General features: G+C 64.2%; 22 protein-coding genes. 9 read left to right on the top strand and 13 right to left on the bottom strand.

Features of this window, described 5'->3' with window-relative positions:
- Positions 1–133: 133 nt before the first annotated feature.
- Both M2427_RS01245 and M2427_RS01250 read left to right on the top strand, forming a co-directional pair.
- Positions 134–871 (top strand): CoA transferase subunit A, encoded by a 738-nt coding sequence (locus tag M2427_RS01245; RefSeq protein WP_280704235.1) that lies wholly within the window; start codon positions 134–136, stop codon positions 869–871.
- Positions 871–1521 carry a CoA transferase subunit B gene (locus M2427_RS01250; protein WP_148771950.1) on the top strand — a complete coding sequence of 217 codons (651 nt, stop codon included), beginning with the start codon at positions 871–873 and terminating at the stop codon, positions 1519–1521. The genes M2427_RS01245 and M2427_RS01250 overlap by 1 nt, the downstream gene beginning before the upstream one ends.
- 306 nt (positions 1522–1827) lie before the next feature.
- Here M2427_RS01250 and M2427_RS01255 read toward each other — a convergent pair whose 3' ends face one another.
- The gene (locus tag M2427_RS01255) at positions 1828–2706 is read right to left on the bottom strand and encodes an SUMF1/EgtB/PvdO family nonheme iron enzyme (protein WP_280704236.1); all 879 of its coding nucleotides are present in this window, start codon (positions 2704–2706) and stop codon (positions 1828–1830) included.
- Positions 2707–2758: 52 nt separating this feature from the next.
- Entirely contained in the window at positions 2759–3856 is a 1098-nt protein-coding gene (nirK, locus tag M2427_RS01260; RefSeq protein WP_280704237.1) for a copper-containing nitrite reductase, read from the bottom strand.
- A gap of 256 nt (positions 3857–4112) precedes the next feature.
- Here nirK and hemN point away from each other — a divergent pair, with 256 nt between their 5' ends.
- Together hemN and M2427_RS01270 are read left to right on the top strand one after the other, a co-directional pair.
- On the top strand, positions 4113–5465 hold the full coding sequence (hemN, locus tag M2427_RS01265) for an oxygen-independent coproporphyrinogen III oxidase (RefSeq protein ID WP_280704238.1): 1353 nt from the start codon (positions 4113–4115) through the stop codon (positions 5463–5465).
- A 73-nt stretch (positions 5466–5538) separates the two neighbouring features.
- The gene (locus M2427_RS01270) at positions 5539–5736 is read left to right on the top strand and encodes a DUF1858 domain-containing protein (RefSeq protein WP_280704239.1); all 198 of its coding nucleotides are present in this window, start codon (positions 5539–5541) and stop codon (positions 5734–5736) included.
- Between the two features lie 30 nt (positions 5737–5766).
- Here the strand turns inward: M2427_RS01270 and M2427_RS01275 are convergent, their stop codons facing one another.
- Positions 5767–6477, bottom strand: a complete 711-nt coding sequence (locus M2427_RS01275; protein WP_280704240.1) for a Crp/Fnr family transcriptional regulator — start codon at positions 6475–6477, stop codon at positions 5767–5769.
- Between the two features lie 129 nt (positions 6478–6606).
- On the opposite strand from M2427_RS01275, the gene M2427_RS01280 reads away from it, so the two are divergent.
- Positions 6607–7818 carry an NnrS family protein gene (locus M2427_RS01280; RefSeq protein WP_280704242.1) on the top strand — a complete coding sequence of 404 codons (1212 nt, stop codon included), beginning with the start codon at positions 6607–6609 and terminating at the stop codon, positions 7816–7818.
- A 3-nt stretch (positions 7819–7821) separates the two neighbouring features.
- Here M2427_RS01280 and M2427_RS01285 read toward each other — a convergent pair whose 3' ends face one another.
- The gene (locus tag M2427_RS01285) at positions 7822–8859 is read right to left on the bottom strand and encodes an AraC family transcriptional regulator (RefSeq protein WP_280704243.1); all 1038 of its coding nucleotides are present in this window, start codon (positions 8857–8859) and stop codon (positions 7822–7824) included.
- A 201-nt stretch (positions 8860–9060) separates the two neighbouring features.
- Here M2427_RS01285 and M2427_RS01290 point away from each other — a divergent pair, with 201 nt between their 5' ends.
- Both M2427_RS01290 and M2427_RS01295 read left to right on the top strand, forming a co-directional pair.
- Complete coding sequence (locus M2427_RS01290; protein ID WP_280704244.1) at positions 9061–9684, top strand: response regulator; 624 nt, start codon at positions 9061–9063, stop codon at positions 9682–9684.
- Positions 9685–9868: 184 nt separating this feature from the next.
- Entirely contained in the window at positions 9869–11554 is a 1686-nt protein-coding gene (locus tag M2427_RS01295) for a mucoidy inhibitor MuiA family protein (protein WP_280704245.1), read from the top strand.
- A gap of 155 nt (positions 11555–11709) precedes the next feature.
- Here the strand turns inward: M2427_RS01295 and M2427_RS01300 are convergent, their stop codons facing one another.
- The 6 genes from M2427_RS01300 to M2427_RS01325 all read right to left on the bottom strand — a co-directional run bounded on the left by M2427_RS01300 (position 11710) and on the right by M2427_RS01325 (position 18475).
- Positions 11710–13065 carry an esterase-like activity of phytase family protein gene (locus tag M2427_RS01300; RefSeq protein ID WP_280704246.1) on the bottom strand — a complete coding sequence of 452 codons (1356 nt, stop codon included), beginning with the start codon at positions 13063–13065 and terminating at the stop codon, positions 11710–11712.
- Between the two features lie 140 nt (positions 13066–13205).
- Entirely contained in the window at positions 13206–13730 is a 525-nt protein-coding gene (locus M2427_RS01305) for a hypothetical protein (protein WP_280704247.1), read from the bottom strand.
- 226 nt (positions 13731–13956) lie between these two features.
- Entirely contained in the window at positions 13957–14799 is an 843-nt protein-coding gene (locus M2427_RS01310) for a carbohydrate ABC transporter permease (RefSeq protein ID WP_280704694.1), read from the bottom strand.
- A 52-nt stretch (positions 14800–14851) separates the two neighbouring features.
- A complete protein-coding gene (locus M2427_RS01315; protein ID WP_280704249.1) occupies positions 14852–15808 on the bottom strand; it encodes a sugar ABC transporter permease in 957 nt (318 codons plus the stop codon).
- Between the two features lie 193 nt (positions 15809–16001).
- On the bottom strand, positions 16002–17342 hold the full coding sequence (locus tag M2427_RS01320; RefSeq protein WP_280704250.1) for an extracellular solute-binding protein: 1341 nt from the start codon (positions 17340–17342) through the stop codon (positions 16002–16004).
- A gap of 89 nt (positions 17343–17431) precedes the next feature.
- Positions 17432–18475: a C-terminal binding protein gene (locus M2427_RS01325; protein WP_280704251.1), complete on the bottom strand. Its 1044-nt coding sequence runs from the start codon at positions 18473–18475 to the stop codon at positions 17432–17434.
- 262 nt (positions 18476–18737) lie between these two features.
- Between M2427_RS01325 and M2427_RS01330 the strand changes: the two genes are divergently transcribed.
- A complete protein-coding gene (locus M2427_RS01330; protein ID WP_280704252.1) occupies positions 18738–20423 on the top strand; it encodes a methyl-accepting chemotaxis protein in 1686 nt (561 codons plus the stop codon).
- Positions 20424–20573: 150 nt separating this feature from the next.
- On the opposite strand, the gene M2427_RS01335 is transcribed toward M2427_RS01330, so the two are convergent.
- A complete protein-coding gene (locus M2427_RS01335; protein WP_280704254.1) occupies positions 20574–21551 on the bottom strand; it encodes a tripartite tricarboxylate transporter substrate binding protein in 978 nt (325 codons plus the stop codon).
- A 93-nt stretch (positions 21552–21644) separates the two neighbouring features.
- A complete protein-coding gene (locus tag M2427_RS01340) occupies positions 21645–22580 on the bottom strand; it encodes a DMT family transporter (protein WP_280704255.1) in 936 nt (311 codons plus the stop codon).
- A gap of 91 nt (positions 22581–22671) precedes the next feature.
- Here M2427_RS01340 and M2427_RS01345 point away from each other — a divergent pair, with 91 nt between their 5' ends.
- Entirely contained in the window at positions 22672–23073 is a 402-nt protein-coding gene (locus M2427_RS01345) for a DUF1330 domain-containing protein (protein WP_280704256.1), read from the top strand.
- Here M2427_RS01345 and M2427_RS01350 read toward each other — a convergent pair.
- Complete coding sequence (locus M2427_RS01350) at positions 23070–24002, bottom strand: DMT family transporter (RefSeq protein WP_280704257.1); 933 nt, start codon at positions 24000–24002, stop codon at positions 23070–23072. The two genes, M2427_RS01345 and M2427_RS01350, sit on opposite strands and share 4 nt — an antisense overlap.
- Positions 24003–24065: the final 63 nt, after the last annotated feature.

The raw sequence follows: 24065 nt of genomic DNA on the forward strand, positions 1-24065 counted from the left end.
CGGCGTGGGCAGCTTCTACCATCGGCTTTCGGATCGGAGAACCCCGTATCATTGACGGCTTCGGACGATTTCGCCTAATAATCGCCGCCAATAAGGCGCGGCGCCCAGGCCGAAGCTTCGAGGGTTTTTTTGCATGAACAAGGTCTATCCCGACGCCAAGTCGGCTCTTGAGGGCGTTCTCAAGGACAACATGATGATCATGTCGGGCGGCTTCGGCCTCTGCGGCATCGCTGAGTCGCTGTCGGACGCGATCCGCGACTCCGGCGTCAAGGGCCTGACCGTGGTCTCGAACAATGCCGGAGTCGACGGCATTGGGCTCTCGCGCCTGCTGGAAACCCGCCAGATCAAGAAGATGATCTCGTCCTATGTCGGCGAGAACAAGCTGTTCGCCCAGCAATTCCTCGCCGGCGAGCTGGAGCTCGAATTCAACCCGCAGGGCACGCTGGCCGAGCGCATTCGCGCCGGCGGCGCCGGCATCCCGGCCTTCTACACCAAGACCGGCGTCGGCACGCTGATCGCCGAGGGCAAGGAAGTGAAGGAGTTCGATGGCCAGAAATACCTGATGGAGCGCGGCCTGTTCGCCGACCTCGCCATCGTGCACGCCTGGAAGGGCGACACCGCCGGCAACCTGATCTACCGCAAGACTGCGCGCAACTTCAACCCGATGATGGCGACCGCCGCCAGGATCACGGTGGCAGAGGTCGAGCATCTGGTTCCCGCAGGTGAACTCAACCCTGACCACATCCACACGCCCGGCATTTTCGTCAAGCGTATCATCGAGGTCGGCACGGCCAAGAAGCGCATCGAATTCCGCAACACCCGCCCGCGCCCGACTAGCGCACCCCCGGCCGGAACAGGAGTAGAAATCTGATGGCTTGGACCCGTGAACAGATGGCTGCGCGCGCCGCGAAGGAATTGCGCGACGGCTACTATGTCAATCTCGGCATCGGCATCCCGACGCTGGTCTCGAACTACATCCCCGATGGCGTCGACGTCAGCCTGCAGAGCGAGAACGGCATGCTCGGCATGGGCCCGTTCCCCTATGAGGGCGAAGAGGACGCCGATCTGATCAACGCCGGCAAGCAGACCGTGAGCGAGCTGCCGTCGACCTCGTATTTCTCGAGCGCGGATTCCTTCGGCATGATCCGCGGCGGCCATATGGATCTGTCGATCCTCGGCGCCATGCAGGTGGCCCAGAACGGCGATCTCGCCAACTGGATGATCCCCGGCAAGATGGTCAAGGGCATGGGCGGCGCGATGGACCTCGTCGCCGGCGTCAAGCGCGTCGTCGTGGTGATGGAGCATTCCGCCAAGGACGGCGCCAAGCTGCTGAAGAAGTGCAATCTGCCGCTGACCGGCGAGCGCGTGGTCGACATGGTCGTCACCGATCTCGCCGTTTTCACCATCGACAAGCACGGCGACGGCGGCATGGCGCTGATCGAGCTCGCCGATGGCGTCACGCTCGACGAGGTCAAGGAAAAGACCGAAGCCGAATTCCGCGTCGCGCTGAAGAACACGTAAGATAGCGATCGCAATGAACGTGAATGGCCGGGCTCCGTCCCGGCTATTTTCGTTTGCCGTATGGGTAACTTGAGACGAGCGCTCTTAAGCGATGGTGACGCAGGAGAGCGGCTCCGCATTCTCGATGTCGTCCTGGCGAAAGCCAGGACCCATACTGCGAGGTCTCTCGATTACGGTCGGTGACAGCCCCGAATGAGCAGTCTTCGCCAAACTTTGTACGGTGGCTATGGGTCCTGGCCTTCGCCAGGACGACGTTGGAGAGGCATTGGCGCGCCGGCGTCGTTTTCGTTTATCCGGGTTACGCGATCACGACCTCGCCGCCAACACCTTGCTCAGCCTTGCCGACACGCTCGCCACACACGAGGTCTCCTCCCGCACCAGGCGGAAGCCGAGATTGGCGGGCGGCACGCCCTGTGCGCAACCGCCGGCGCGGGCGTCGCGGATGAAATCGGTAACGTAGGCGCGGTGGGCGCCCTCGGCGATGCGCACGCCGCAATTGACCGTCGGACGGCCGGCATGGCCGGCTTCGTCGACGCGCGAGCGGACGAAGCAGGTTGACGTCCACTCCCAGACATTGCCGGCGAGATCGGACACGCCGCGCTCGTTCAGGCCGAACTTGCCGAACGGATAGGCCGTGGTGTCGGAAAGGTCGCGCTCGGATTCGCGCTCGTAACGGCTGATCCAGCGCTTTGCCGGATCGCCCGCGTCGACCGGCGAGCCGTCGTCCCTGAACCTGGAGCCTGCGGCAAAGGCCCATTCCGCATCGCTGGGTAGGCGATAATGATGGCCGGTCTTGCGCGACAACCAGCTCGCATAGGCCTGTGCATCGTGCCAGCTCACCTGTACGGCCGGACGATCGGGTGCAATCGCGACGCCACGATCGAGCGCGTGGCATTGGCCGTCCTGCACGCAAAGCTGGTAGTCGGCTGAAGAGACCTGCTCGCGCATGATATAAAGCGGCCGCGTGAATTCCAGGGTGCGCAGCGGCGCATCGGCCTGCTGCCCGGCGCGCGTGAAATCGCCAGCCTCACGATAGGTGAAGCTGCCGGCCGCAATCTCGACGATCGCGGGCTCGCTTTGCCTGCCGTGGGCCGTCATCTCGGAAACCAGCGGCGCGACGGTGAGCGGTCCGGCTAATCCGGCCGCGCAGGCGAGCACCAGTTTGAGCTTGAATGCGATCAGCATTGTCACCCCCGAAGGAAGAAGGGGCCGGTTGTTCGCCGGCCCCTCGTCGCGTCTAGTTGGTGGCACCGGGTGGGATTTCCGCAGGCGCCTTCACCTGGGTCATCAGGTCGTCGTTCCACTTGCCCTCGACCTTGAAGTGCGCGGTGGCGCCGAGATCGGCGGCTTCGATCAGGTTATGCGTGACATAGGCGTAGATGCCGGGCTGCAGGAACTTGTACATTGCCGCTCCCGCGGAGCCGCCGCGGATGAACCAGGTCTCGAGGCCGGTCTCCGGCGGGTTGGAGAATTTTCCGGTTTCCCAGACATAGTCGCCATGGCCGCCGATCAGGTGCGGACGGCTGTCGCGGTTGGCCTGCGAATGCACGATAAGCACGTTCTCTCCGACATTCGCGGTCAGCGCGTTCTTGCCGGTGAGGGCACCGACCTTGCCGTTGAACACGACGTGGGACGGGATCAGCTTCTTCATCACTTCCTCGGTGTCGGTGAAGGCTTCGCCCGGCGAGTCATAGGACTTGAAATTGCCCTTTTCGTCGCGCGGCACGTACATGTCCTGCTCGCCGACATAATAGACCTTGTCGTATTTCAGCGCATGGCCCTTGCCGTCGTTGAGCCCGTCGCGCGGCAGCACCATCACGGCGCCGTTCATGCCGGAGACGACATGCCAGGGGATCATCGGGCCGCCCGGTGCGCAATGATAGACGAACACACCGGTCCGCGTCGCCTTCCAGCGGAGCACGACCTGCTCGCCCGGATTGACCAGCGTGAGCGCAGCGCCGCCGAGCGCGCCGGTCGCGGAGTGGAAGTCGATATTGTGCGGCATCGAGTTGGTCGCGGGATTGACCAGTGTCACCTCGACATAGTCGCCTTCATGCACGACCATCAGCGGCCCCGGCATCGAGCCGTTGAACGTCATCGCCTGGAAGGTGGTGCCCTTCTCGTCGATGACGACCTTCTTCTCCTCGATGGTGAGCTTGAACTCCATGATCTTGGGGCCCTGCCTGGTCGCCTGCTCGTGCGCATGCACGAAGGGCGGGGCGACCAGCTCGACCTTCTGCCGCGGCAGCTTGAGATCGTCGGCGGCGAAGGCGGGAGTTGCCAGCATCAGGGCGGTCGCGGCGGCGCTGATCAATGCGGCTCTGCGGGTGAACATCGTAAAGCATCCTTCATCTGAAAGGGTATTGATGACGGATGCAGTGTGCGCCTGTTGCGGCAAGCGTGTTTGTGCTGCGACAAGCTTTTTGCCGGTTTGGCCTCCGGTAAAGTCCTTAACAGGTTTGCCGGGATACGACCTCGACGCCGAGACTTTGAGCGAGCGCAAGGCGGTCTACCGGAAAATGGGTAATCTGGCATTATTGAGGGTTTTGCCGAAGCCCCTGTGCGGCTTCGAATTTACGAATAGGTAGGATATGAGGACTGATCTCGCGGCGAGCTACGGCGAAGAAAGGCTGCCGCGCTACACGAGCTACCCGACTGCGCCGCATTTCTCACCGGCGATCGGTGCCGACAGCTACGCGCGCTGGCTGTCCGAGCTTCCCTCGAACGCCAGTGCCTCTCTTTACCTGCACGTGCCGTTCTGCCGCGAGATGTGCTGGTACTGCGGCTGCCATACCCAGATCGTGCGCCGCGACGAGCTTGTTGTCGCCTATCAAAGAGCGCTCCTCGGCGAGATCGCGCAGGTCACGGCCGCCATCGGCCGCCGCATCAAGGTCGAGCACGTCCATTTCGGTGGCGGCACGCCCACGATCATGGCGCCGGAGGCCTTCGCGGAGTTAATGGCGGCGATGCGCCATGCCTTCTTCGTGCTGCCCACGGCCGAGATTGCGGTCGAGATCGATCCGCGCACGCTGACATTGGAGATGGTCGACGTCATGCGGCTCTCGGGCGTCAACCGCGCGAGCCTCGGCGTGCAGAGTTTCGATCCCGTCGTACAGCGTGCGATCAACCGTGTGCAGAGTTTTGAGCAGACGGCCTCTGTTGTGGACATGCTCCAGCGCGCCGGGATCAAGGGGATCAATTTCGACCTGATCTACGGCCTGCCGCACCAGACCGTCGCCACCTGCCTGAATACGGTGCGGCGTTCGCTCGAGCTCGCGCCGGCGCGATTCTCCGTGTTTGGCTACGCGCATGTACCAGGCTTCAAGAAGCACCAGCGCATGATCAACGAGGATCAACTGCCGGACGGCCTCGCACGCCACGACCAGGCCTGCGCCATCGCCAATGCGCTGAAGGAGGCCGGTTACGTGCAGATCGGCCTCGATCATTTCGCCCGTCCAGACGATGCCATGGCCGTGGCGTTCGCGCAGGGAACGCTGCGGCGCAATTTTCAGGGCTACACCACCGACCAAAGCGAAGCCCTGCTCGGCTTTGGCGCCAGCGCGATCGGACATCTGCCGCAGGGCTACGTCCAGAACGAGGTCCAGATCGGTGCCTATCAGCAGTGCATCGCGGCGGGGCGCCTCGCCACGGCGAAAGGCTACAGGCTCACCGACGACGACCGGTTGCGCGCCGACATCATCGAGCGCATCATGTGCGAGTTCGGCGCCGATCTCGGCGACATCTGCGCGCGCCATGGCGCAGAGCCGGAGGCGATGCTGCGATCGGCGTCGCGCCTGAAGCCGCTGATCGCAGACGGAGTCGTCCGGCTCGACGGCGACCGTCTCGCGGTCGCAAACGATTCGCGCTTCCTGGTCCGCAGTGTTGCGGCGGCGTTCGACGCGCATCTGGATCCCGGCAAGCAGCTGCACAGCCGGGCGGTGTAGTCGCCGGCAGCTTGCGCTTCGACAAAGAACCTCCGGCCAACCCGGCTATCGTCAGTTCGGAACGGAGTTGTCCATGCCTTTCCGATCCGACGATCTGGTCGATGACATCATGCGCAACGCGCCGCACACGATCGGCGTGTTTCTCGCCTTCAGGATGGCCTGTGTCGGCTGTCCGATTGCGACCTTCCACACCGTGGATGACGCCTGCCGCGAGCATGGCATTGACCGCGACAAATTCCTGACCGCGCTGAGCGATCGTGTGCCGGCGTGAGCTGGGTCGAAATCTGCGCCGGGGCGCACGTCAAGCGGCGCCGCCGTCCGGGCTCCGCTCGGCCAGCACGACGATTTTGTGTGGCTCGCGCAGGATGATGCGCTGGCGGCCGCTCTCGACGAGGCCCTGGCTCTCCCAGCCGCTCAGGATGCGGCTGACGGTGTGCAGCGTGGTGCCGGTCATCTGCGCGATGTCCTGGCGGCTGATCGGGAAGTCGATCTCGATGCCGTGGTCGAGCTTCTTGCCGGACTGGTTGGCGAGCCGCAGCAGCGCATGCGCGACGCGCTGCTCGACCTGCTGGGTCGACATTTCCAGGATACGGGTGTGGCTCTCCTGCAGCCGCTTGCCGACGGTCTGCATCGTGTTGGCGGCAAGCGCGGGAAACCGTTCGATCAGCCGCGGCCAGGCCGAATTCGGCCAGATCAGCACGACGCTGTCATCGACCGCCATCGCGGTTGCCGGATAATGCGCCGCGCCGATCGCCATCGCGAGCCCGAAGGTTTCGCCGGGCGCGACATAGCGCACCACGATCTGTTCGCCGGTCGGCGTGGTCTTCGCTGCTCGGACATGGCCGTGCAGCAGCAGGAAGAAGGATTGCGCGTCCGCGCCCTGCTCGAAAATGGCGGCGTTCCTGGGATAGCGCACGGAGCGGGCTTCACGCAGGACCTCATCGAGATCCTCCGGCTTGACGCCTGAAAACAGCGGCAAATGCGCAACCAGCGATGTGTCGACCTTGGCCATCCTGCCTCCCTGGCATCAGGGAGTGTGATGGCACCTGCAATCATCGGGCAGTTTGCGATAGCGCAAAAAAGCACCGGCGGCGCGGCAGTATTTTTCTACTCGAAGGTCCGAATTCACAGGAGTTACCCCATGGCTGGCGCTCGATCCCGTAATTTCCAGGGCTGGCCGCTGTTCGCGAACAGTTTTCGGCCCTTTTTCCTGCTCGCAGCTATCCAGGCCGGGCTGTCGATCCTGGTCTGGCTGCCGATGTTCTATGGCGAACTGTCGGTGACGTCTGCACTCGCGCCGCGGGACTGGCATGTGCACGAGATGCTCTATGGCTTCCTGCCCGCTGTCATCACCGGGTTCCTGTTCACGGCGATCCCGAACTGGACCGGGCGGCTGCCGATCCAGGGGGCTTCGCTGGTTGTGCTGCTCGTGGTCTGGCTGGCCGGACGTGCCGCTGTGGTGCTGTCGGCCGAGATCGGCTGGGTGTTCGCGCTCGTTATCGATGCCGCCTTCCTGACGCTGGTCGTTGCGGCCGCAATGCGCGAGATCCTCGCGGGCGGCAATTGGCGCAATCTGCCCGTCGTGGTGCTTGTGTTGCTGCTGCTATCAGGCAACGTCGCCTTCCATCTCGAAGCGCATGACGAAGGCGCAGCCGATGTCAGCATTCGCGTGGGCATCGGCGTCGTGATGCTGCTGATCTCGCTGATCGGCGGCCGCATCATCCCGAGCTTCACTCGCAACTGGCTGGTCAAGTTCAATCCCGGCCGCGTACCCGTGCCGTTCGGACGGTTCGACGGCGTGGTGATCGGATTGAGCGCGCTCGCGTTGATCGCCTGGATCGTGGCGCCGCTGAATGCGGTCACTGCTGTTGCGATGGCGTTCGTCGGCGCATTGCACCTGGTACGGCTTGCACGCTGGTCCGGTGACCGGACGACGCGCGAACGGCTGCTCGTGATCCTGCACGTCGGCTATGCCTTTGTGCCGCTGGGCTTCCTCCTGAATGCCCTGGCGGGCTTCGGCGTACTGCCACCCAGCGCCGGCATTCATGCCTGGATGACCGGTGCTGCCGGAACCATGACGCTGGCGGTGATGACGCGCGCGAGCCTCGGCCATACCGGACAGGCGCTGACGGCCTCGCCGGCGACCCAAGCCATCTATGTCGCGATCATCGCCGCGGCACTGGCGCGCGTTGCTGCCGTGGTGCTGCCCGCACATAGCGACGCATTACTGCACGTCGCCGCCTGCGGCTGGATCGTCGCGTTCCTAGGCTTCGCCATCGCGTTCGGTCCGCTGCTTGCCGGCAGTCCCCGGCGCGCGCTCGCCATCATGGGCGTCCCGGCTCCGGCACGCTGAGCCTCAGGCGGCTGACGCTGAGGGGACGCCGGCCGGTTTTGCCAGAGGCCGCACGCCGCGCCGCCATTCCGTGATGGTGCAGCCGAAGCGGCCCCGGAACCAGCGGGCCATGGCGCTCTGCGCGGAGAAGCCGAGCTGCGCGGCGATGTCCGCAAGCGGCCTGTCGGGGTCCTCGATCAGGTGGATCACGAGATCCGCGCGTTGCGCGTCGAGGATGGCCGAGAAGCTGGTGCCTGCTGCGGCGAGGTGCCGGTGGATGGTGCGGCGCGTGCAGGCGAGACGCTCGGCGACGCGGTCGACCGTGCAGTCGCCGCTCGCGAGCAGGCTGCGCACGACCTCGTCGACCTTTTCCTCCCAGCTCGCGGGCCGGTTTTCGATCGCTTCGATCCGCTTGCGCAGATAACTCGCGATGAGAGGATGCGCGCTCGGGATCCGGCGCTCCATGTCGTGCACCGACATCAGGATCGAATCGCCATCTGCATTGAACGTCACGCGGCAGCCGAAGAATTCGCGATAGCGCTTGCTGTCGTGCGGCGGCGGGTAGTGCAGGTGCACCTCCAGCGGCCGCCAGTCGCTGCCGAACAACGACTGGATGATGCGGTGGGTGCTGCCCAGCGCCATGTCGATCGACTGGCGCGGCGCGGTCGGTTGCCGCCCGCGCAAATGCAGCGTGATGGTCACGGTCTGCTTGTCCCTGACGACGTCGAGCCGCATGCCGTCATGATGGATATGGATGAAGCGGGAGAATGCCTCGATCGCCTCGCCGACGGTGGCCTGTTCGCGCACGATCAGGCCGACCGAGCCGAAATTGGTCAGGCCGCCGCGCTCGGCGAGCCGCAAGCCGAAATCTTCGGCACCGGACTCCGCTGCCGATATCTCGAGCAGACGACGCAACGCCGAAACCGCAATGGGTGTATCGGGACTGTCGAGGATGGCCAGCGGCAGCCTGACCTTGCGCATCATCTGCCTGGGATCGAGCCCAACCGACCGGGCGACCTCGGGGTAACAACTCAAGCCTGCACTGCGAATGAGGTCGGTCATGCGACCTGTTCCTGTCAGCCATTCCTGCAGATGTCCCGAAATGTAAAGTTTCTGTCCCGATCCGTCAAATCCGGGAACAGGGTGGAACATACATAAGGGAAAGCGAAGCACCGGCGTGAATGCGGTGCTGATGGCGGCGGGGCGCGATGAGGCCCCCGGCCGCCTCGTATCATTTGACCAAGACATTGCTGGATCGGGATTATGCCGGGGAACATGCTTTCCAAGGGTGAGGTATTCGTCATTGACACTGATGCAACCTCACGCGAGCAACTTTCAATGGCGCTTCAACAGAGCGCCTATGACGTGATCTGCTTCGCCGACGGTGCATCGCTGCTGTCGGAAGCAAAAGAGCGGATGCCGGCCTGCGTGCTGCTGGAGATGCCGCCGGATCGCTCCGCCGCCCTCGAGGTGCTCAAGCGCCTGCGCGAGGAAAATTGCATGGCGCCGGTGCTGGTAACTTCGGCGAACGGCAGCATCGCGATGGCGGTGGATGCCATCAAGAGTGGCGCAACCGACTTCATCGAGAAGCCGTTCCGCAGCCATGAGGTCGTCGACCGGATCGATGCCGCGATTGACGAATCCGCCCAGCCCGATCCGAGCCGGCAGCGTTGGCTGCCCGGTTGCGAACCGCTGACGGCGCGCGAAGGCGACGTGCTCGCGCATCTGGCTGCCGGCCTCACCAACAAGGAGGTAGCCCGTCGCATGCATCTCAGCGCACGCACGGTCGAGGGCTATCGTGCCAGCATCCTGAAGAAGGCCGGCGCCAAGAACGTGACTGACCTGCTCCGCCGCATCTTCGGCCAGGGGGCGCCCGGCCAGGTCTGAGGTCTGGCAAGTCTGAGGTCTGCTGTTACGATTCTGTTGTTCCGCGGCCATGCTGCTGCCGCAACTGTGCCCAACGGAAACCTCAATCGAACCGGTTCCTTCCCTGCCGCGTCTTAACCTGATGGCGTGGCATGTTTTCGCGCGTCCGGCTGGCGGCGCGGCGATATCGGCAGGGAGAAGTTTGATGCGCACGATCGCAAGATGTCTGGCGACGACGAGCCTGGTCCTGGTGACCACGGCACTCGCTTCGCCCTCATGGGCCGCCGATGTGGACGCCACATCGGCCATCGACACCGTCACCGTCTACCCTGACGGCGCCACCGTCACCCGCGTCATCGCGATCGATCTCGCCTCTGGCGACAGCACGCTGGTCGCCAGGGATTTTCCGCTCTCGCTCGATCCGTCGTCGCTTCGTGTCGAGGGCGAGGCGGGCGCCAAGCTGACCATCGGCACTATCGATGCGCGGCCGCCGCGTGCGGCGCCGCCGGTCAATCTGCCCGAGCTCGACAAGCGTATCGAGGCGCTGAAGGACGAGCGCGCCGACCTGCAAGGCGCGATCGACGCGGCCGCCGCCCGGCGCAAATTCGCCCAGCGCTTCGCCGAAGCCTCACCTGCCGGCCTTGGCGAGAAGGGCGAGGCGCGTCCGATCACCGAGTGGCGCGCGGCCTTTACCGCTGTGGCCGAGGAAGTCGCGGCCGCCGACAGCGCGATCCGCGATGCCACACGAAAACAACGCGAGATCGATCGCCAGATCGCGCAGCTCGAGGCCGATCGATCCGCCAAGCCGCCGAGCAAGCTCGAGGTGCGCATCGACGTCGCTTCGGCAGCCGCGACCAAGGCCAATCTGCGCGTGACCTATGCAGTCCGCAACGCACGCTGGCTGCCGCTCTATGACGCCCGGCTCGATACCGGTGCCAAGGACCGCAAGCCGCAGCTCGAACTGGTCCGCCGCGCCGAGGTCACGCAATCGACCGGCGAGGATTGGTCCAATGTCGCGCTCGGCGTTTCCACGGTCCGCATCGCTCGCGGCGGCAGCGCGCCGGAGCTGGGGTCGCTGGTGGCGCAATATCCGCAGGTGCCGAAGCCGCGCGCGCTGGGCCAGGTCTCGGACATGGCGATGCCTGCGCCCGCGGCAGCGCCGATGTTGCGGAAGATCGAGCCGGCATCCAGCGCGAGGCAAGAGGTTGCAGTCGCCCAGCAAGCCGACGAACAGCAAGCGGTTGCGGAGATCGGCGACTTCCAGGCAACTTTCAAAATCCCCGGCCGCGTCAGCCTCGGCGCCGCGGAGGGCGCCAAGAGCCTGCGCATCGCCGCAATGAGCGTGCCCGCCGACCTCGCGGTGCGCGCCGCGCCGGTGCAGGACCCCACCGCTTTCCTCGAAGCCAGCTTCAAGCAGACCGACGATACGACGCTGTTGCCGGGCAAGGTCGCGATCTACCGCGACGGCATCTTCGTCGGCCGCGGCAAGCTCGCGGCCTCAGCCAAGGATGATATCGTGCGGCTCGGCTTCGGTGCCGACGACAAGGTCAAGATCGAGCGCGCGGTGCTCAAGCGCAACGAGGGCTCGGCCGGCCTGCTGGTCACGACGTCGAAAACCGACGAGCGGGCCTTCAAGACCACCATCCGCAACGGCCACGACTTCCCGATCCGCGTCGCGATCGAGGACCAGCTGCCGGTCAGCGAGAATGACGAGATCGTCGTCGAGATGCTGCCCGCGACCACGCCGCCGACGGCCAAAGATATCCGCGACAAGCGCGGCGTGCTGGAATGGTCGTTCGACGCCAAGCCCGGCGAGGTCCGCGACATCAACTTCGCCTGGCGGGTCCGCTGGCCGAAGGACAAGACCATGGTGATCGTGCCGTCGGGTTAGGGGCGGTCGCGCCACGAAGGAGATGCGCTCCCTCTCCCGCTTGCGGGAGAGGGCTGGGGTGAGGGCTCTATCCTCTTGGGGAGTCTTCGTTGTTGAGACACCCTCTCCCCGACCCTCCCCCGCAAGCGGGGGAGGGAGAGGAGAGAGCGCTGTCCTTACTTCGCCTTCAGGAAGTCGGCGACTTCGAGCAGCATGAACTCGTCGTCGTCGGCCTTGTTGGGATCGCGGCTGGACGAGAACGGCAGGTTGTTGTCGTTGCCGACGATGATGTGGGTGTCGTCGACGCGATCGACGTTCTCGATGGTGAAGAACGGGAAGGTGTAGACGCCGTCATTGAGGGCTTTCCGGGCCTTCTTGTCGGGGTCCTGGATCTTCATCAGGTCGATATAGCCGATCTTGCGCACGGGCTTGCCGACATTGGCCTCCGTCAGCTCGATCTTGTAGACGCGCTTGAACTTGGCGACGTCGGGGAAGCAGTTCTCGCCGCGCGTGCCGGCCGGGCAGGCCTTGTCCGGCGTGCCCTCGCCATTGTCGCGCTCGATGACGAGGCCGGCGCTCGGATCGATCATGTTGAAGTCGCCGATGGCGTTCCCGTTCTGCTCGAACACATACTGCCAGTAACGGCCGGTGAATTTTTCGGCGGCGACGTCGAATTCCAGGATGCGCGAAGCCTCCTTGCCGTCGACACGCTCCCAGTCCTTCTTGTCGGCGTCCCAGAGCGGGCCTTCGAGCAGGCCGTAGAGGAACTTGCCGTCCTTGGAGGAAGCAAAGCCCTCAAAGCCCTTGGAGCGGCGGAGATTGACGTTGGTGTAGGTCGCGCCCGGCGCGCCCGGGGTCGCTACCGCCCAATGGTCGGGCGAACGCACCGGCTTGCCGTCGGCAATGGTCTCGAACACGGCGAGGATCTTGCCTGTCTTGTCGGCCTTCAGGATGTAGGGGCCGAACTCGTCGCCGATCCAGAAGGTGTCGCCGATGATCTGGAAACCTTCGGTGTCGAAATCGGAGCCGGTGAGATAGCGCTTCTCGGTGTCCTCGTGGACGATGCGGAACGGCACGCGTCTGTCGGGATCGTGCAGGAAGATGGTCTCCTGACGATCGATCTTGCCGCTGGCCCAATCCATCTTGTAGCGGTTGAGGTACAGCATCGAGTCCGGCGAGTTGGCGCGCGCGCCCATGCCGTTGTCGGTGATGACCCAATAAGTGCCGTCGGGCATGTGCTTGATGCCGGAATGGCCCTGCAGCGGTTGGCCCTTGAACGGCAGCGAGATGCCGGTCGGGCGCTCGAACGACTTGCCCATCACGGTGCCGAGCGCGTCGACGCGTTTTCCCGTGGTGTATTTCCCCGAGGTCTTGAGATCGGCCGGCGCATCGGCGGGCGCGTCGATGAAAGTGGCGGCCGGCATCACGACGTGACCGGCGAGCTTGGCCGGGAATTCGCCCTCGTTCTGCGCGAGCGCGGTGCTCGCGGTGAGAATGATCGTTGCGACGGTCGAGAGAAAAGTCGCGCGCATATGCGTCTCCTGTGAGTGGACGACGCCTTATGCGGATCGCTCATTGCAGTTTTGTGAAGCCGGGCCAAACGCCGCAGCCGCGGGTTACTCCTTTACCGCGCTGAGATCGGGCCGGGCACGGTGAACGAGGCCGTCTCTCATCAGCGGGCAAACGTTCGCCAAAGCCAAACGACGAAGGCAAGAGCTGTCTGGATGAACGCGCCGGTGATGGTCGCAAGCTTGATCGCGGTGATGGCTTTCAGGACCAAAAGTGCGGACGCCGCAGTATCCGGATCGCCCCGCCTGAGCAACCAGATGAGAAGACCGTCCTCGATCATGTCGCTCAGGAGGTAGATCGCCGGCAGCAGTAGCGCGAATTGAGCCAATGTGGGGTATAGCTGCCGAGCCCAGAAAAAGGACGCAGCTCCCAGCGATATCGAGAGTGCCAGCATGACGGCCAAGTCGAGCGGAAACAGAATGGGACTGATGTAGCTGCTCCTGATGTCCGACTTGACCAGCATCCGTAGGTCGTTCTCCGAATAGGAGAGCGTCTTCTCGGGAAATCGCGATTCGAACCCCTGGCCGCGGAAATAAGTTTCGGCATGGTTCCCGACCCACAAGAACAGACCGATCGCAGATGCGACGAAAATTACCAATACTACCGACGCAAGAATATTGGTGCGCATTTCGTATCCTCTCCTGTTGGTCCGGTTGGCACGGTTTGATCGCGATCGGAAGTCTCATGCAAGCACGAGCGACCTAGCCGTCGCAGCCGCACCCGCCGCTCGCGGCTGGAGAGCTGTCACGAGCGTAACCGCGCAAGGGATGCCGCCGCGCGGGATAGACCGGCAATCGATCTGGTTGGGACTGCCCAACGGCGTTTGGCGGCTGTCTGACCGCTGCAGTACCGGCTTACTCCTTCACTGCACCAGTCAGCGAAGACACATAGTAATCCACGAACAGCGAGTAGAAGATCGCAACCGGCAGCGAGCCGAGCAGCGAGCCCGCCATCAGCGCACCCCATTGGTAGACGTCGCCGGTGACAAGCTCGGTCAGGATCGCGACCGGCACGGTCTTGTTGGCGCCGCTCTGGATGAAGGCGAGCGCATAGATGAACTCGTTCCAGGACAGCGTGAACGAGAAGATGCCGGCGGAGATCAGCCCGGGCACGGCGAGCGGCAGCGTGATCCGGCGCAGGATCTGCAGCCGCGTCGCGCCGTCCACCAGCGCGCATTCCTCGAGCTCGTAGGGGATCGACTTGAAATAGCCGATCAGCAGCCAGGTGCAGAACGGCACCAGGAAGGTCGGGTAGACCAGAATCAACGCCAGCGGCGAGTCGAACAGGCCGAACTGCACCACCACGGTGGCGAGCGGGATGAACAGGATCGACGGCGGCACGAGATAGGCCAGATAAATGCCGAGGCCGACATAGGGACTGCCGCGAAAGCGCAGGCGCTCGATGGCGTAGGCAGCCAGCGTGCTCGCGACCAGCGACAGGGTCGTCGCCCCGATCGCGACCAGCATCGTCGTCCACAGCCAGCGCGGATAGGCGGTGTCGAACAAGAGGTGCTTGATGTGCGCCAGCGTCGGCGAGGAGATCCAGAACGGATTGTGCTCCTTGTAGTTCATCAGCTCCGCGTTCGGCTTGAACGAGGTGATCGCCATCCAGTAGAACGGAAACAGCAGGATCAGCACGAAGCAGCCGAGCGGCAGGTAGATCATCATCAGCCGCCGCAGCCCGGAATCCCAGGCCATGGTGTCCGGCGCCGCTTTGGCATCGGCGACGGTTGCGGCTTGCGCGACGGCGTCAGTCATTGGCCTCTCCCTGCTGCCATTTGCGGCGTGCCAGGCCGAAATAGGAAAACAGCGTCGCGAACACCAGGAACGGGATCATCGACACCGCGATGGCCGCGCCTTCGCCAAGCTCGCCGCCGGCGATGCCGCGCTGGAACGCCAGCGTCGCCAGCAGATGCGTCGAGTTGCCCGGCCCGCCGCGGGTGATGGCGTAGACGAGCTGGAAATCGGTGAAGGTGAAGATGATCGAGAAGGTCATGACGATGGCGAGGATCGGCATCATCATCGGGAAGGTGATGTAGCGGAAGCGCTGCCAGGCGCTGGCGCCGTCGAGCATCGCGGCCTCGTAGAGCGAGGGCGAGATGGTCTGCAGGCCTGCAAGAAGCGAGATCGCGACGAAGGGAATGCCGCGCCAGATGTTGGCGGCGATCAGCGAGAACCGGGCCGGCCAGGGCGAGCCGAGGAAGTCGACATTGCTCGACTTCCAGTGCAGCACGTCGACCAAGAGATAGGAGATGATCGAGAATTGCGGATCGTAGATCCACCAGAACGCCAGCGCCGAGAGCACCGTCGGCACGATCCACGGCAGCAGGATGATCGCGCGCAACAGGCTCTTGAACGGAAAATGGTTGTTGAGCAGCAGTGCGAGCCAGAAGCCGAGCGCGAACTTCCCGAAGGTCGCGATGCCCGTGTAGACCACGCTGTAGAATACCGCATTCCACCATAGCGAATCCGTGAGCAGGTACTGGAAGTTCTCCAGCCCAACGAACTCCCCCTTGCGGCCGATCGTGGTGTCGGTGAAGGCGAGCCAGATGCCGAGGCCCAGTGGATAGGTCAGGAACACCGCGAGCAACCCGAGCGCGGGCGCAAGGCACATCGCGATCAGGAACGGCTTGTAGTCGAACAGCCGCACCAGCCAGTTCGGCTGCCGGTGGATGAGGATCGGGGAGGGAAGCGTCGTCACGGACATTGGGGCGTTGTCCTGTCTGTGAAAGTCACCACACCCGTCATTGCGAGCGAAGCGACTTGTCCGCCGAAGCCTCGGCGAAGGCGGAAGCAATCCAGTCTGCTTCCGCGGCTACAGTCTGGATTGCTTCGTCGCTTCAGTGCAAAATTGCTTCGCAATTTGGTCACGCGCTCTCGCAATGACGGCCTGACGGCCGTCACTTCTGCCGCCGGAAATACCGCTTGCAGCGCTGCTCGGCTTCTGCGGCCGCGGCCTCCGGCGTGGCCGCGCCGGTGGCAACCGACGCAAACATCTGGATCAGCACGTAGTCGGCACTGACGGCACCGGTCGCGGTCGAGATCGGGCCGGCATAGCCGTCATAATAGGTGCTGTTCATGGTGTCCTTGAAGATCTTCAGCTTGGGATCCTGCGACCACACCCCGGCGTCGGCATAGGCTGCGAGCGGCTGCGACCAATAGCCGGAGTTGGCGTTGAGCCATGGCTCGTATTGGTCCTTCTCCAGCATGTATTGCAGGAACGCCTTTGCGGCATTGGGGTACTGGCTGTGCTTGAACACCATGGCGTTCAGCGTCAGGCCCGACATCGGCGAGATCTTGGCAACGCCCTTCGGCAGCAATTGATGCTCGGTATCGTCGGCGATCGCCTTGGTCGCCGGATCGTTCTTCAGGGAGAAATAGAGCGAGACGCCGTTGGCGGTCAGCGCGATCTCCTGCGCGGCATAGGCACGGTTGTTGCTGACGTCGTTCCACGATGTCGTGCCGGCGATGAAGGTCGGGTAGAGCTGCTTGACCCAGTTCAGCGCAGCGATCGTCTCCTTGCTGTTGATGATGACGTTGCCCTCTTCGTCAAGCAGGGCGGCGTTGTGCGACCACAGCGCCCAGCTGGCAAAGCCGTTGCCGTCGCCCTTGGCGTTGCCGAGCGCGAAGCCCGCGGGCTTGCCGGCCTTCTGTAGCTTCTGGCAGAGATCGAGGATGCCGGCATGGTCTTCCGGCACCTTGTCGAAGCCGACCGATTGCAGGATCGACTTGCGATAGACCAGCGGACCCGGGGTGGCGCCAAACGGCAATCCGATCCAGGTGTCGCTCTTGTTCTTCTTGCCATAGCGCTGCGCCAGCGGCAGCCAGCCGCCGTACTTCTTGCCGGCATAGTCGGCGACATCGGTCAGCTCGACCAGCTTGTCGATATAGATGTGCGGTGCATCCGAGAAGCCGATGATGATGTCGGGGCCGGCACCGGAATTGGCAGTGACCGCGGTTTGCTGGGCGATGTCCTCCCAGCCGACGAAATCGACCTTGACCTCGACCCCGGTGTCCTTGGTGAATTTTGCCGCATTGGCGCGGAACACGTCCTCGTCGGCCTGGACGAAGCGCACCGGCCGCAGCATGCGCAAGGACGCGCCTTTTTCGATCTCGCGCTTGGGCGCCGGGACGTCAGCGGCCTTGATGTTTGATGTTTGCGCTGCAGCACCAGTGGCGGCGAACGTCGCAGCGGACAGGCCCAGCGCCAAGGCATCACGACGGGTGATGTCGTTCCTCATCAGTTCCTCCCTGTGTTGTCTCCCTTCCCGGCGTTGATCGCCGGTGAAGGGCCGTTTCCTGCTTTCGGCGTGCTTTTGCGCCTGCCGTCTTAGCTGTTCGGTCCGCGATCCATGCCGACAGGCTGCCAGCGGCGGAGCGCGGTGTTCTGCAGCACCGACGGATTGACACAGCTTACCGGCCACATGCCCTGAAGCACCAGTGACAATTCGTAGCCCACCCGGCGCTTGCGCGCCTCGTCGAACCGTGCCGAGGCCGAGGCGACGTGGGCGGTCAGGGTCACGTTCTCCATTCCCAGGATCGGGTTGTTGTGCGAGGGCGGCTCCTTCTCCAGCACGTCGAGGGCGGCGTGCGCGATCCAGCCTTCCTGCAGCGCCTTGATCAGGCTCTCCTCGTCTACCGTAGCGCCGCGCCCGGTGTTGATGAAGATCGAGCCTTTCTTCATCTGCCGAAAATGCTTCTCGGTCAGCATGTGATGCACTTCGGGCCGGGCCGGGGCGTGCATCGAAACGAAGTCGGATTGCGACAGCACCTCGTTCAGCGTCGCGGGGATAACGCCGTGGTCCCACATCAGCGTTTCCTGGATGAAGGGATCGTAGGCCATCATGCGCAGGCCGAACGGTGCGGCGCGTTTCGCAACCGCACGCGCGACACGACCGAACGAGATGAAGCCGAGCGTTTGCCCCATCAGCCGCGGAATCTTCAGCAGCGCCGGCCGCCCCTCGGCCCAGCGCCCGCTGCGCACCATCTTGTCCTGCTCGACCACGCGGCGGAAGCCCGCAAGCAACAGCATCATCGCGTGGTCTGCGACTTCCTCGATGAAGGTGTCGGGAATGTTGGTGACGGGAATGCCGCGCGCGGTCGCGGCCTTCACGTCGACGCTGTCGACGCCGACCGAGCCGAGCGTGATGACCTTGCAGTTCTCCAGTGCGTCGATGATGGTCTTGGTGATCGGGATGCCCTTGGCGTAGATCGCGTCGGCATTCCTCGCGGCGGCGATGAATTCCGCCTCGTTGGCCGGAGCTTCGACGATCTCGGCATCGATCGGATCGAGCGCCTCGCGCTCGTAGGAATAATCGCTGCCCGCGACCGTGAAGCTCGCGCCCTTCGGCGTCATCACCCTGTATTTCGGCATTTCCTGCTCCCGATTTGGTTTGTCGGTTCTTGTTGCGACCCATACCCAGGGGGTGGGCCTTTACGTCTTTTACGCGAAATCGACGCGAGCGCGTACAATTCCCGGTTGTCCAGAGCGATGTTATTTGCCGTTTTGGGCGGCAGTGTCAGCCCTTCTACGGAGGGCCGTAAGTAACTTGCTAAGGGGTCCCACACTAAAAGTTGATTCAATTTCGATCGGTTCACTCGCGTGCCCGTATCCCTTTTTCTCCGGAGTCCATCCAGTGAAGTTGAGCAATCTGAAGATCGCCGCCAAGCTAGGCATCCTTGTCGGCGTCACGTTGTTCGGCCTGTGCGTGGCCGGAGTTCTCGCCGGCTATTTGATGAAGCGCGAGATGGTGAATGCGCGCATCGATCAGGCCAAGTCGATCGTCGATCTCGGTCGCAATTTTGCAGCCGCCCTGAAGAAGCGCGTCGATGCCGGCGAGCTGACCAGGGACGCAGCCTTGGCCGAGCTTCGCCGCTACGGCAATGCGATGACCTACGACAACGGCTCGGGCTACCTGTTCGGCACGTCCTATGACGGCATCACCCAGCTCGCGCCCGATCCGAAGCAGATCGGCGCCAACCGCATGGACGTCGTGACCAACGGCCGCAGGCTGTCCGTCGAGCTCATGGATGGCGTCAAGGCCAACGGCTCGATCCTGCTGTACTATGAATATGTGAAGCCCGGTCAGGAAACGCCGATCCGCAAGCTCGGCTACGCGGTCGCGGTGCCCGGATTCGACATGTATCTCGGCACCGGCGCCTATCTCGACGACATCGATGCCAAGATGGGCCCGGTCTATTGGCTGCTCGGCCTGGCCATGCTCGGCATCGTCATCGTCGCGGGCAGCGTCGCCTGGCTGCTCGGCCGCAGCATCAGCCGTCCGCTGGCGCTGCTCGGCGCCCGCATGAAGGATCTCGCCGAAGGCAAGCTGGAGGGCGACATCCCCGGCGTCGGCCGCGGCGACGAGGTCGGTGCGATGGCGTCGACCGTCCAGATCTTCAAGGACAATGCGCTCCGCATCCGCGATCTCGAGCAGACCGAAGCGGCGGCCAAGGAGCGCGCCATGGCGGAACGTCGCAGTACGATGGAAGGTATCGCCAACGACTTCGAACGCAGCGTCAACGGCATCGTCCGCTCGGTCTCGTCGGCCGCGGCCGGCATGCAGTCGACGGCGCAGTCGATGACCGCGACCGCCAGCGACGCCTCGTCGCGCGCCGCCACCGTCGGCGCCGCCTCGTCGAAGGCCTCCGGCAATGTCGGCACGGTTGCCGCGGCCGCCGAAGAGCTGTCGAGCTCGGTCGCGGAAATCTCCCGCCAGGTGACGCGCTCGACCGAAGTGGCGAGCCGCGCCGTCAGCGACGCCGAGCGTACCAACGCCACGGTGCAGGAGCTCTCCACCGGCGCCGAGAAGATCGGCGAAGTCGTCAAGCTCATTCACTCGATCGCGGCGCAGACCAATCTGCTCGCGCTCAACGCCACCATCGAGGCGGCGCGTGCCGGTGAATCCGGCCGTGGCTTTGCCGTCGTCGCGTCCGAGGTCAAGGCGCTGGCCAACCAGACCGCCAAGGCGACCGAGGAAATCTCCGCGCAGGTCGCGGCGATGCAGACCTCGACCAGCGATGCGGTCGCGGCGATCGGCGGCATCACCCAGACCATCGCCGAGATGAGCGAGATCACCGCCGGCATCTCCTCGTCCATCGAGCAGCAGGGCGAAGCCACCCGCGAGATCGCCCGCAACATCCAGTCGGTCGCGGCCGGCTCGAGCGAGATCAACGCCAATATCGGCAGCGTCACCTCGGCCGCGGAAGCGACCGGCGCCGCGGCCAGCGACGTGCTGACCAATGCCCGCGAGCTGGACCACCAGTCCGGCGCGCTGCGCAGCGCGGTGGACGGCTTCCTCGCCAAGGTCCGTGCGGCGTAGAATTTCTGCGCATGTCTCGTGCCCCGGACGCAGCGCAGCGCTTCTTCAGCGGTGCGCTGCAGAGCCGGGGCCCATGCTGCGGCAATCTGGGTCCCGGCTCTGCGCAGCAGCGTTGCACGCTGCAGCGCGTCCGGGACACGAGAACCATCCCTACTGCTTCTCGATTCCCGCGTCCCTGATCAACTTCTCCCACAGCACCAGCTGCTCGTTCACGAATGTGCCGAGCTCCTCCGGCGTGCCGGAGAAGGCGTCCATGCCGAGCGTGGCGAGCTGGGCCTTGATCTCCGGCTTCTCGATGATCTTGCGGATCTCGGCATTGAGCCTGACCACGATCTCCTTCGGCAGGCCGGCGGGGCCGAAATAGCCCTGCCATGATGAGATGTCGAAATCAGGCACGCCGGCCTCCTGCATCGACGGAAGGCTGGGGATCAGCGGCGTGCGGTCCTTGGTGGTGACGGCGAGCGCGCGCAGGGCGTTGCCCTGGACGTGCGGCAGGCCGGTCAGGATGTCCACGAACATCATCGAGACGCGGCCGCCCATGACGTCGTTGAGCGCCGGCGGCGAGCTCTTGTAGGGCACGTGCAAGAGGTCGAGACCCGCATTGTGCGCGAAGGTCGCGCCCGACACGATCGCCGAGGAAGAGCCCGAGGCGTAGCTGAGCTTGCCGGGATTGGCCTTGCCGTAGGCGACGAGCTCGGCGACTGTTTTCGCTGGCACGTCCGGGTGAACCACCAGCATGAATGGCAGATCGCCGGTGCGCGCGATCGGGGTGAAATCCTTCACCGGATCGTAGGTCAGGCTTTTGAGCAGATAGGGATTGGCCGAATGGGTGGTGTTGGTGGTCACCAGCAGCGTGTAGCCGTCGGGCGCCGAGCGCGCGACATAGGTCGCAGCGATCATGCCGTTGGCGCCGGCCTTGTTCTCGATGACGATGCCGACGCCGAGCGCCTGCGACAGATGGTGCGAGATCAGCCGCGTCGTGGTGTCGGTGCCGCTGCCGGCCGCAAACGGCAGCACCAGCGTGATGTTGCGGCTCGGCCAGGTATCGGCCTCCGCAGTGGATGCGGCCGCAAGACACAGCGCAGCCGCGCCGACGGTGCGCATCACGCGCATGAACGATGAGAGCATGTTCGGACGTTCCCTGTTTTTTCGTTGCGGGGAACCTAGCTGGTCCGCATCGAAACCGGAAGACGGCAGGGTGCCGCGTCCGTGGCGCGGAATTTACTTCATCGCAGCGCCCCGGCGCGAGGCGATGACGACGCCGACGAGCACCAGCGCATAGCCGATCAAATGGAAAGGCTGCAGCTTTTCGCCGAGCAGCAGGATCGCCATCGCCGAGCCGAACACCGGCACCAGATGGAAGAACGGCGCGGCACGGTTCGGCCCGATCAGTGCGACGCCGCGGTTGAAGAACAAATAGGCGAGCGTCGAGGGGAAAATCAGGATGTAGCCGAGCGTCATCAGCGTCAAAGTGTCGAATTGGATGACATTGCCGCTCCAGGCCTCCCAGACGGCGGTCGGCAGCAGCATCATGGCGCCGCAGCAGGTGGTGAAGGACAGAAAGGAGAGTTGGTGCACCTTCGGCCGCCGCGGGATGAAGGCGGAGTAGATGCCGAACGCGACCAGCGAGGAGGCGAACATGATGTCGCCCCTGTTGAAGGAGATGCTCGCCAGCGCCGCGAGATCGCCGCGCAGGATGATGATGAGCACCCCGAGAAGCGAGATCGCGATGCCGGCGAGCTGCCCGGCCGTCAGCCGCACGCCGAACAGCACCAGCGACCACAGCGCCACGAACAGGGGACCTGCCGACTGGATCAGCAGCGCGTTCAGTGCTTCCGTAAATTGCAGCGCCCAGTAAGAGATCGCGTTGTTGAAGGCAAAGCCGACCAGCGACAGGAACAGCATCAGCGGCAGGCTTTTGAGCAGGGCGGCCCAGTCGCGTTTCAGGTGCGGCCACGAAAACGGCAGCAGGATCAGGAACACGCCGAACCAGCGGATCGTCGTCACCGTCAGCGGCGGCACATGCGCACCGACATGGCGCGCGAGCACGATGTTGCCGGCCCAGAACAGCGAGCTCAGGCTGAGCAGCAGATGAGGCTGGTTGTTGAGCCAGCTGGCCGGATTCGAGGCCGATGGCGCGGGCGAGGCAATGGTCATTGGCGTCGGATGAGCTTGCGCCGGATTCTCACCATGACACAAGTCATGCCGCCGCAATGCTACAATGCAGGCAAACCCTGAGGAGGTGCCATTGGCGGTCAATATGTTGAACATCCAGGGCCTGGAACAGCTCGACCCGCATGCGCCGGTGGTGATGCTGAACCTGATGCGTTTCCACACCCGCTCGCGCGACGGCAACGGCTCCGGCTGGGACGCCTATCTGCGCTACAGCGCGATCACCGTGCCCATGATCAAGGCGCGCGGCGGGACGCTGCTGTGGACCGGCGAGGCCAAGGCCATCGCGCTCGGCCCGCATGATGGCAATGAATGGGATTTCGTCGCGCTGGTGTTCTATCCGTCCGTCGCGGCGTTCCGCGACATGATGACATCGGAACCCTACGAGCGCGATGCCGATCCGCATCGCGTCAACGGCTGCGCCGAGCACGTCATCATCGCCACCAGCGAGGCGTACAGCAAATTCAGGGTGAGCTAGGTCGGCTGCTTCCGCGACGCCACGAACACGCCTGACAGCACCAGCGCGAAGCCAATGAAGTGGAAGGCCTGCGGCAGCTCGCCGAGGAACACCATCGCCATGATCGAGCCGAACACCGGCACCACGTGGAAAAACGGCGCGGCGCGGTTGGCGCCGATCAGGCGGACGCCGCGGTTGAAGCAGAGATAGGCGAGCGTCGAGGGAAACACCGAGACGTAGAACAGTGTCAGCAGGTTCGGGCCGTCGAGCTTCATCACGGGGCGCGCCGACAATTCCCAGATCTCCAGCGGAATGAGGCAGGCCGCCCCGGCCCCGAAGGTGAAGGCGAGAAACGACAGGCCGTGGATCGGCGGCCGCTTCAACGTCAGCACCGAATAGAGTGCGAAGATGATCAGCGCCACGATGAAGATCAGATCGCCCTTGTTGAAGGCGATGTTCGACAGCGTGGTGAGATCGCCGTGCAGCAGGATGATCAGCACGCCGCACATCGACAGAGCTACGCCGAAGGCCTGCGCCAGGGTGAGGCGGACGCCGAGGATGACCAGCGACCACAGCGCCACGATCAGCGGCGCGGCCGACTGCAGCAGCAGCGTGTTGAGCGCCTGGGTATGCTCCAGCGCCCAGTATTGCAGGGTGTTGAAGGCGCCGATGCCGGTGATCGAGAGCACAATCATCAGACCGAGTTTTTCGCGGATCGCGGGCCAGTCCTGGGCGAGATGCTTCCAGGCGAACGGCAGCACCAGCAGGAAGGCGAAGGTCCAGCGCAGGAACGACAGCGTCACCGGCGGGATGTGGCCGGCGGCGAGCCGCCCCACCACCGCATTGCCGGCCCAGCACATCGCAGTGATGCTCAGCAGGAGATAAGGCTGGTTGGCAATCCAGCTGTGGCTCGATGATTCGGCGCTCGTGGTCTGGCCGGTGGCGGACATTGTGATTGTTATGGCCCCGCGTGGAGTGCAGCAAGGCCGCCAGCCCGGCTCTGTCCGGGCCGG

This window comes from Bradyrhizobium sp. BR13661, assembly GCF_029892425.1.
In the GTDB taxonomy this organism is placed as follows: Bacteria; Pseudomonadota; Alphaproteobacteria; order Rhizobiales; family Xanthobacteraceae; genus Bradyrhizobium.

Bases quoted from the DNA above. Each gene is read 5' to 3' on its own strand.
- M2427_RS01270 (WP_280704239.1), top strand. From the start codon at position 5,539: ATGCCTTTCCGATCCGACGATCTGGTCGATGACATCATGCGCAACGCG.
- M2427_RS01350 (WP_280704257.1), bottom strand. From the start codon at position 24,002: ATGTCCGCCACCGGCCAGACCACGAGCGCCGAATCATCGAGCCACAGC.
- M2427_RS01300 (WP_280704246.1), bottom strand. From the start codon at position 13,065: ATGCGCGCGACTTTTCTCTCGACCGTCGCAACGATCATTCTCACCGCG.
- M2427_RS01280 (WP_280704242.1), top strand. From the start codon at position 6,607: ATGGCTGGCGCTCGATCCCGTAATTTCCAGGGCTGGCCGCTGTTCGCG.
- M2427_RS01315 (WP_280704249.1), bottom strand. From the start codon at position 15,808: ATGTCCGTGACGACGCTTCCCTCCCCGATCCTCATCCACCGGCAGCCG.
- M2427_RS01335 (WP_280704254.1), bottom strand. From the start codon at position 21,551: ATGCTCTCATCGTTCATGCGCGTGATGCGCACCGTCGGCGCGGCTGCG.
- M2427_RS01320 (WP_280704250.1), bottom strand. From the start codon at position 17,342: ATGAGGAACGACATCACCCGTCGTGATGCCTTGGCGCTGGGCCTGTCC.
- M2427_RS01250 (WP_148771950.1), top strand. From the start codon at position 871: ATGGCTTGGACCCGTGAACAGATGGCTGCGCGCGCCGCGAAGGAATTG.
- M2427_RS01275 (WP_280704240.1), bottom strand. From the start codon at position 6,477: ATGGCCAAGGTCGACACATCGCTGGTTGCGCATTTGCCGCTGTTTTCA.
- M2427_RS01290 (WP_280704244.1), top strand. From the start codon at position 9,061: ATGCCGGGGAACATGCTTTCCAAGGGTGAGGTATTCGTCATTGACACT.
- M2427_RS01305 (WP_280704247.1), bottom strand. From the start codon at position 13,730: ATGCGCACCAATATTCTTGCGTCGGTAGTATTGGTAATTTTCGTCGCA.
- nirK (WP_280704237.1), bottom strand. From the start codon at position 3,856: ATGTTCACCCGCAGAGCCGCATTGATCAGCGCCGCCGCGACCGCCCTG.
- M2427_RS01295 (WP_280704245.1), top strand. From the start codon at position 9,869: ATGCGCACGATCGCAAGATGTCTGGCGACGACGAGCCTGGTCCTGGTG.
- hemN (WP_280704238.1), top strand. From the start codon at position 4,113: ATGAGGACTGATCTCGCGGCGAGCTACGGCGAAGAAAGGCTGCCGCGC.
- M2427_RS01340 (WP_280704255.1), bottom strand. From the start codon at position 22,580: ATGACCATTGCCTCGCCCGCGCCATCGGCCTCGAATCCGGCCAGCTGG.
- M2427_RS01245 (WP_280704235.1), top strand. From the start codon at position 134: ATGAACAAGGTCTATCCCGACGCCAAGTCGGCTCTTGAGGGCGTTCTC.
- M2427_RS01285 (WP_280704243.1), bottom strand. From the start codon at position 8,859: ATGACCGACCTCATTCGCAGTGCAGGCTTGAGTTGTTACCCCGAGGTC.
- M2427_RS01310 (WP_280704694.1), bottom strand. From the start codon at position 14,799: ATGGCCTGGGATTCCGGGCTGCGGCGGCTGATGATGATCTACCTGCCG.
- M2427_RS01255 (WP_280704236.1), bottom strand. From the start codon at position 2,706: ATGCTGATCGCATTCAAGCTCAAACTGGTGCTCGCCTGCGCGGCCGGA.
- M2427_RS01325 (WP_280704251.1), bottom strand. From the start codon at position 18,475: ATGCCGAAATACAGGGTGATGACGCCGAAGGGCGCGAGCTTCACGGTC.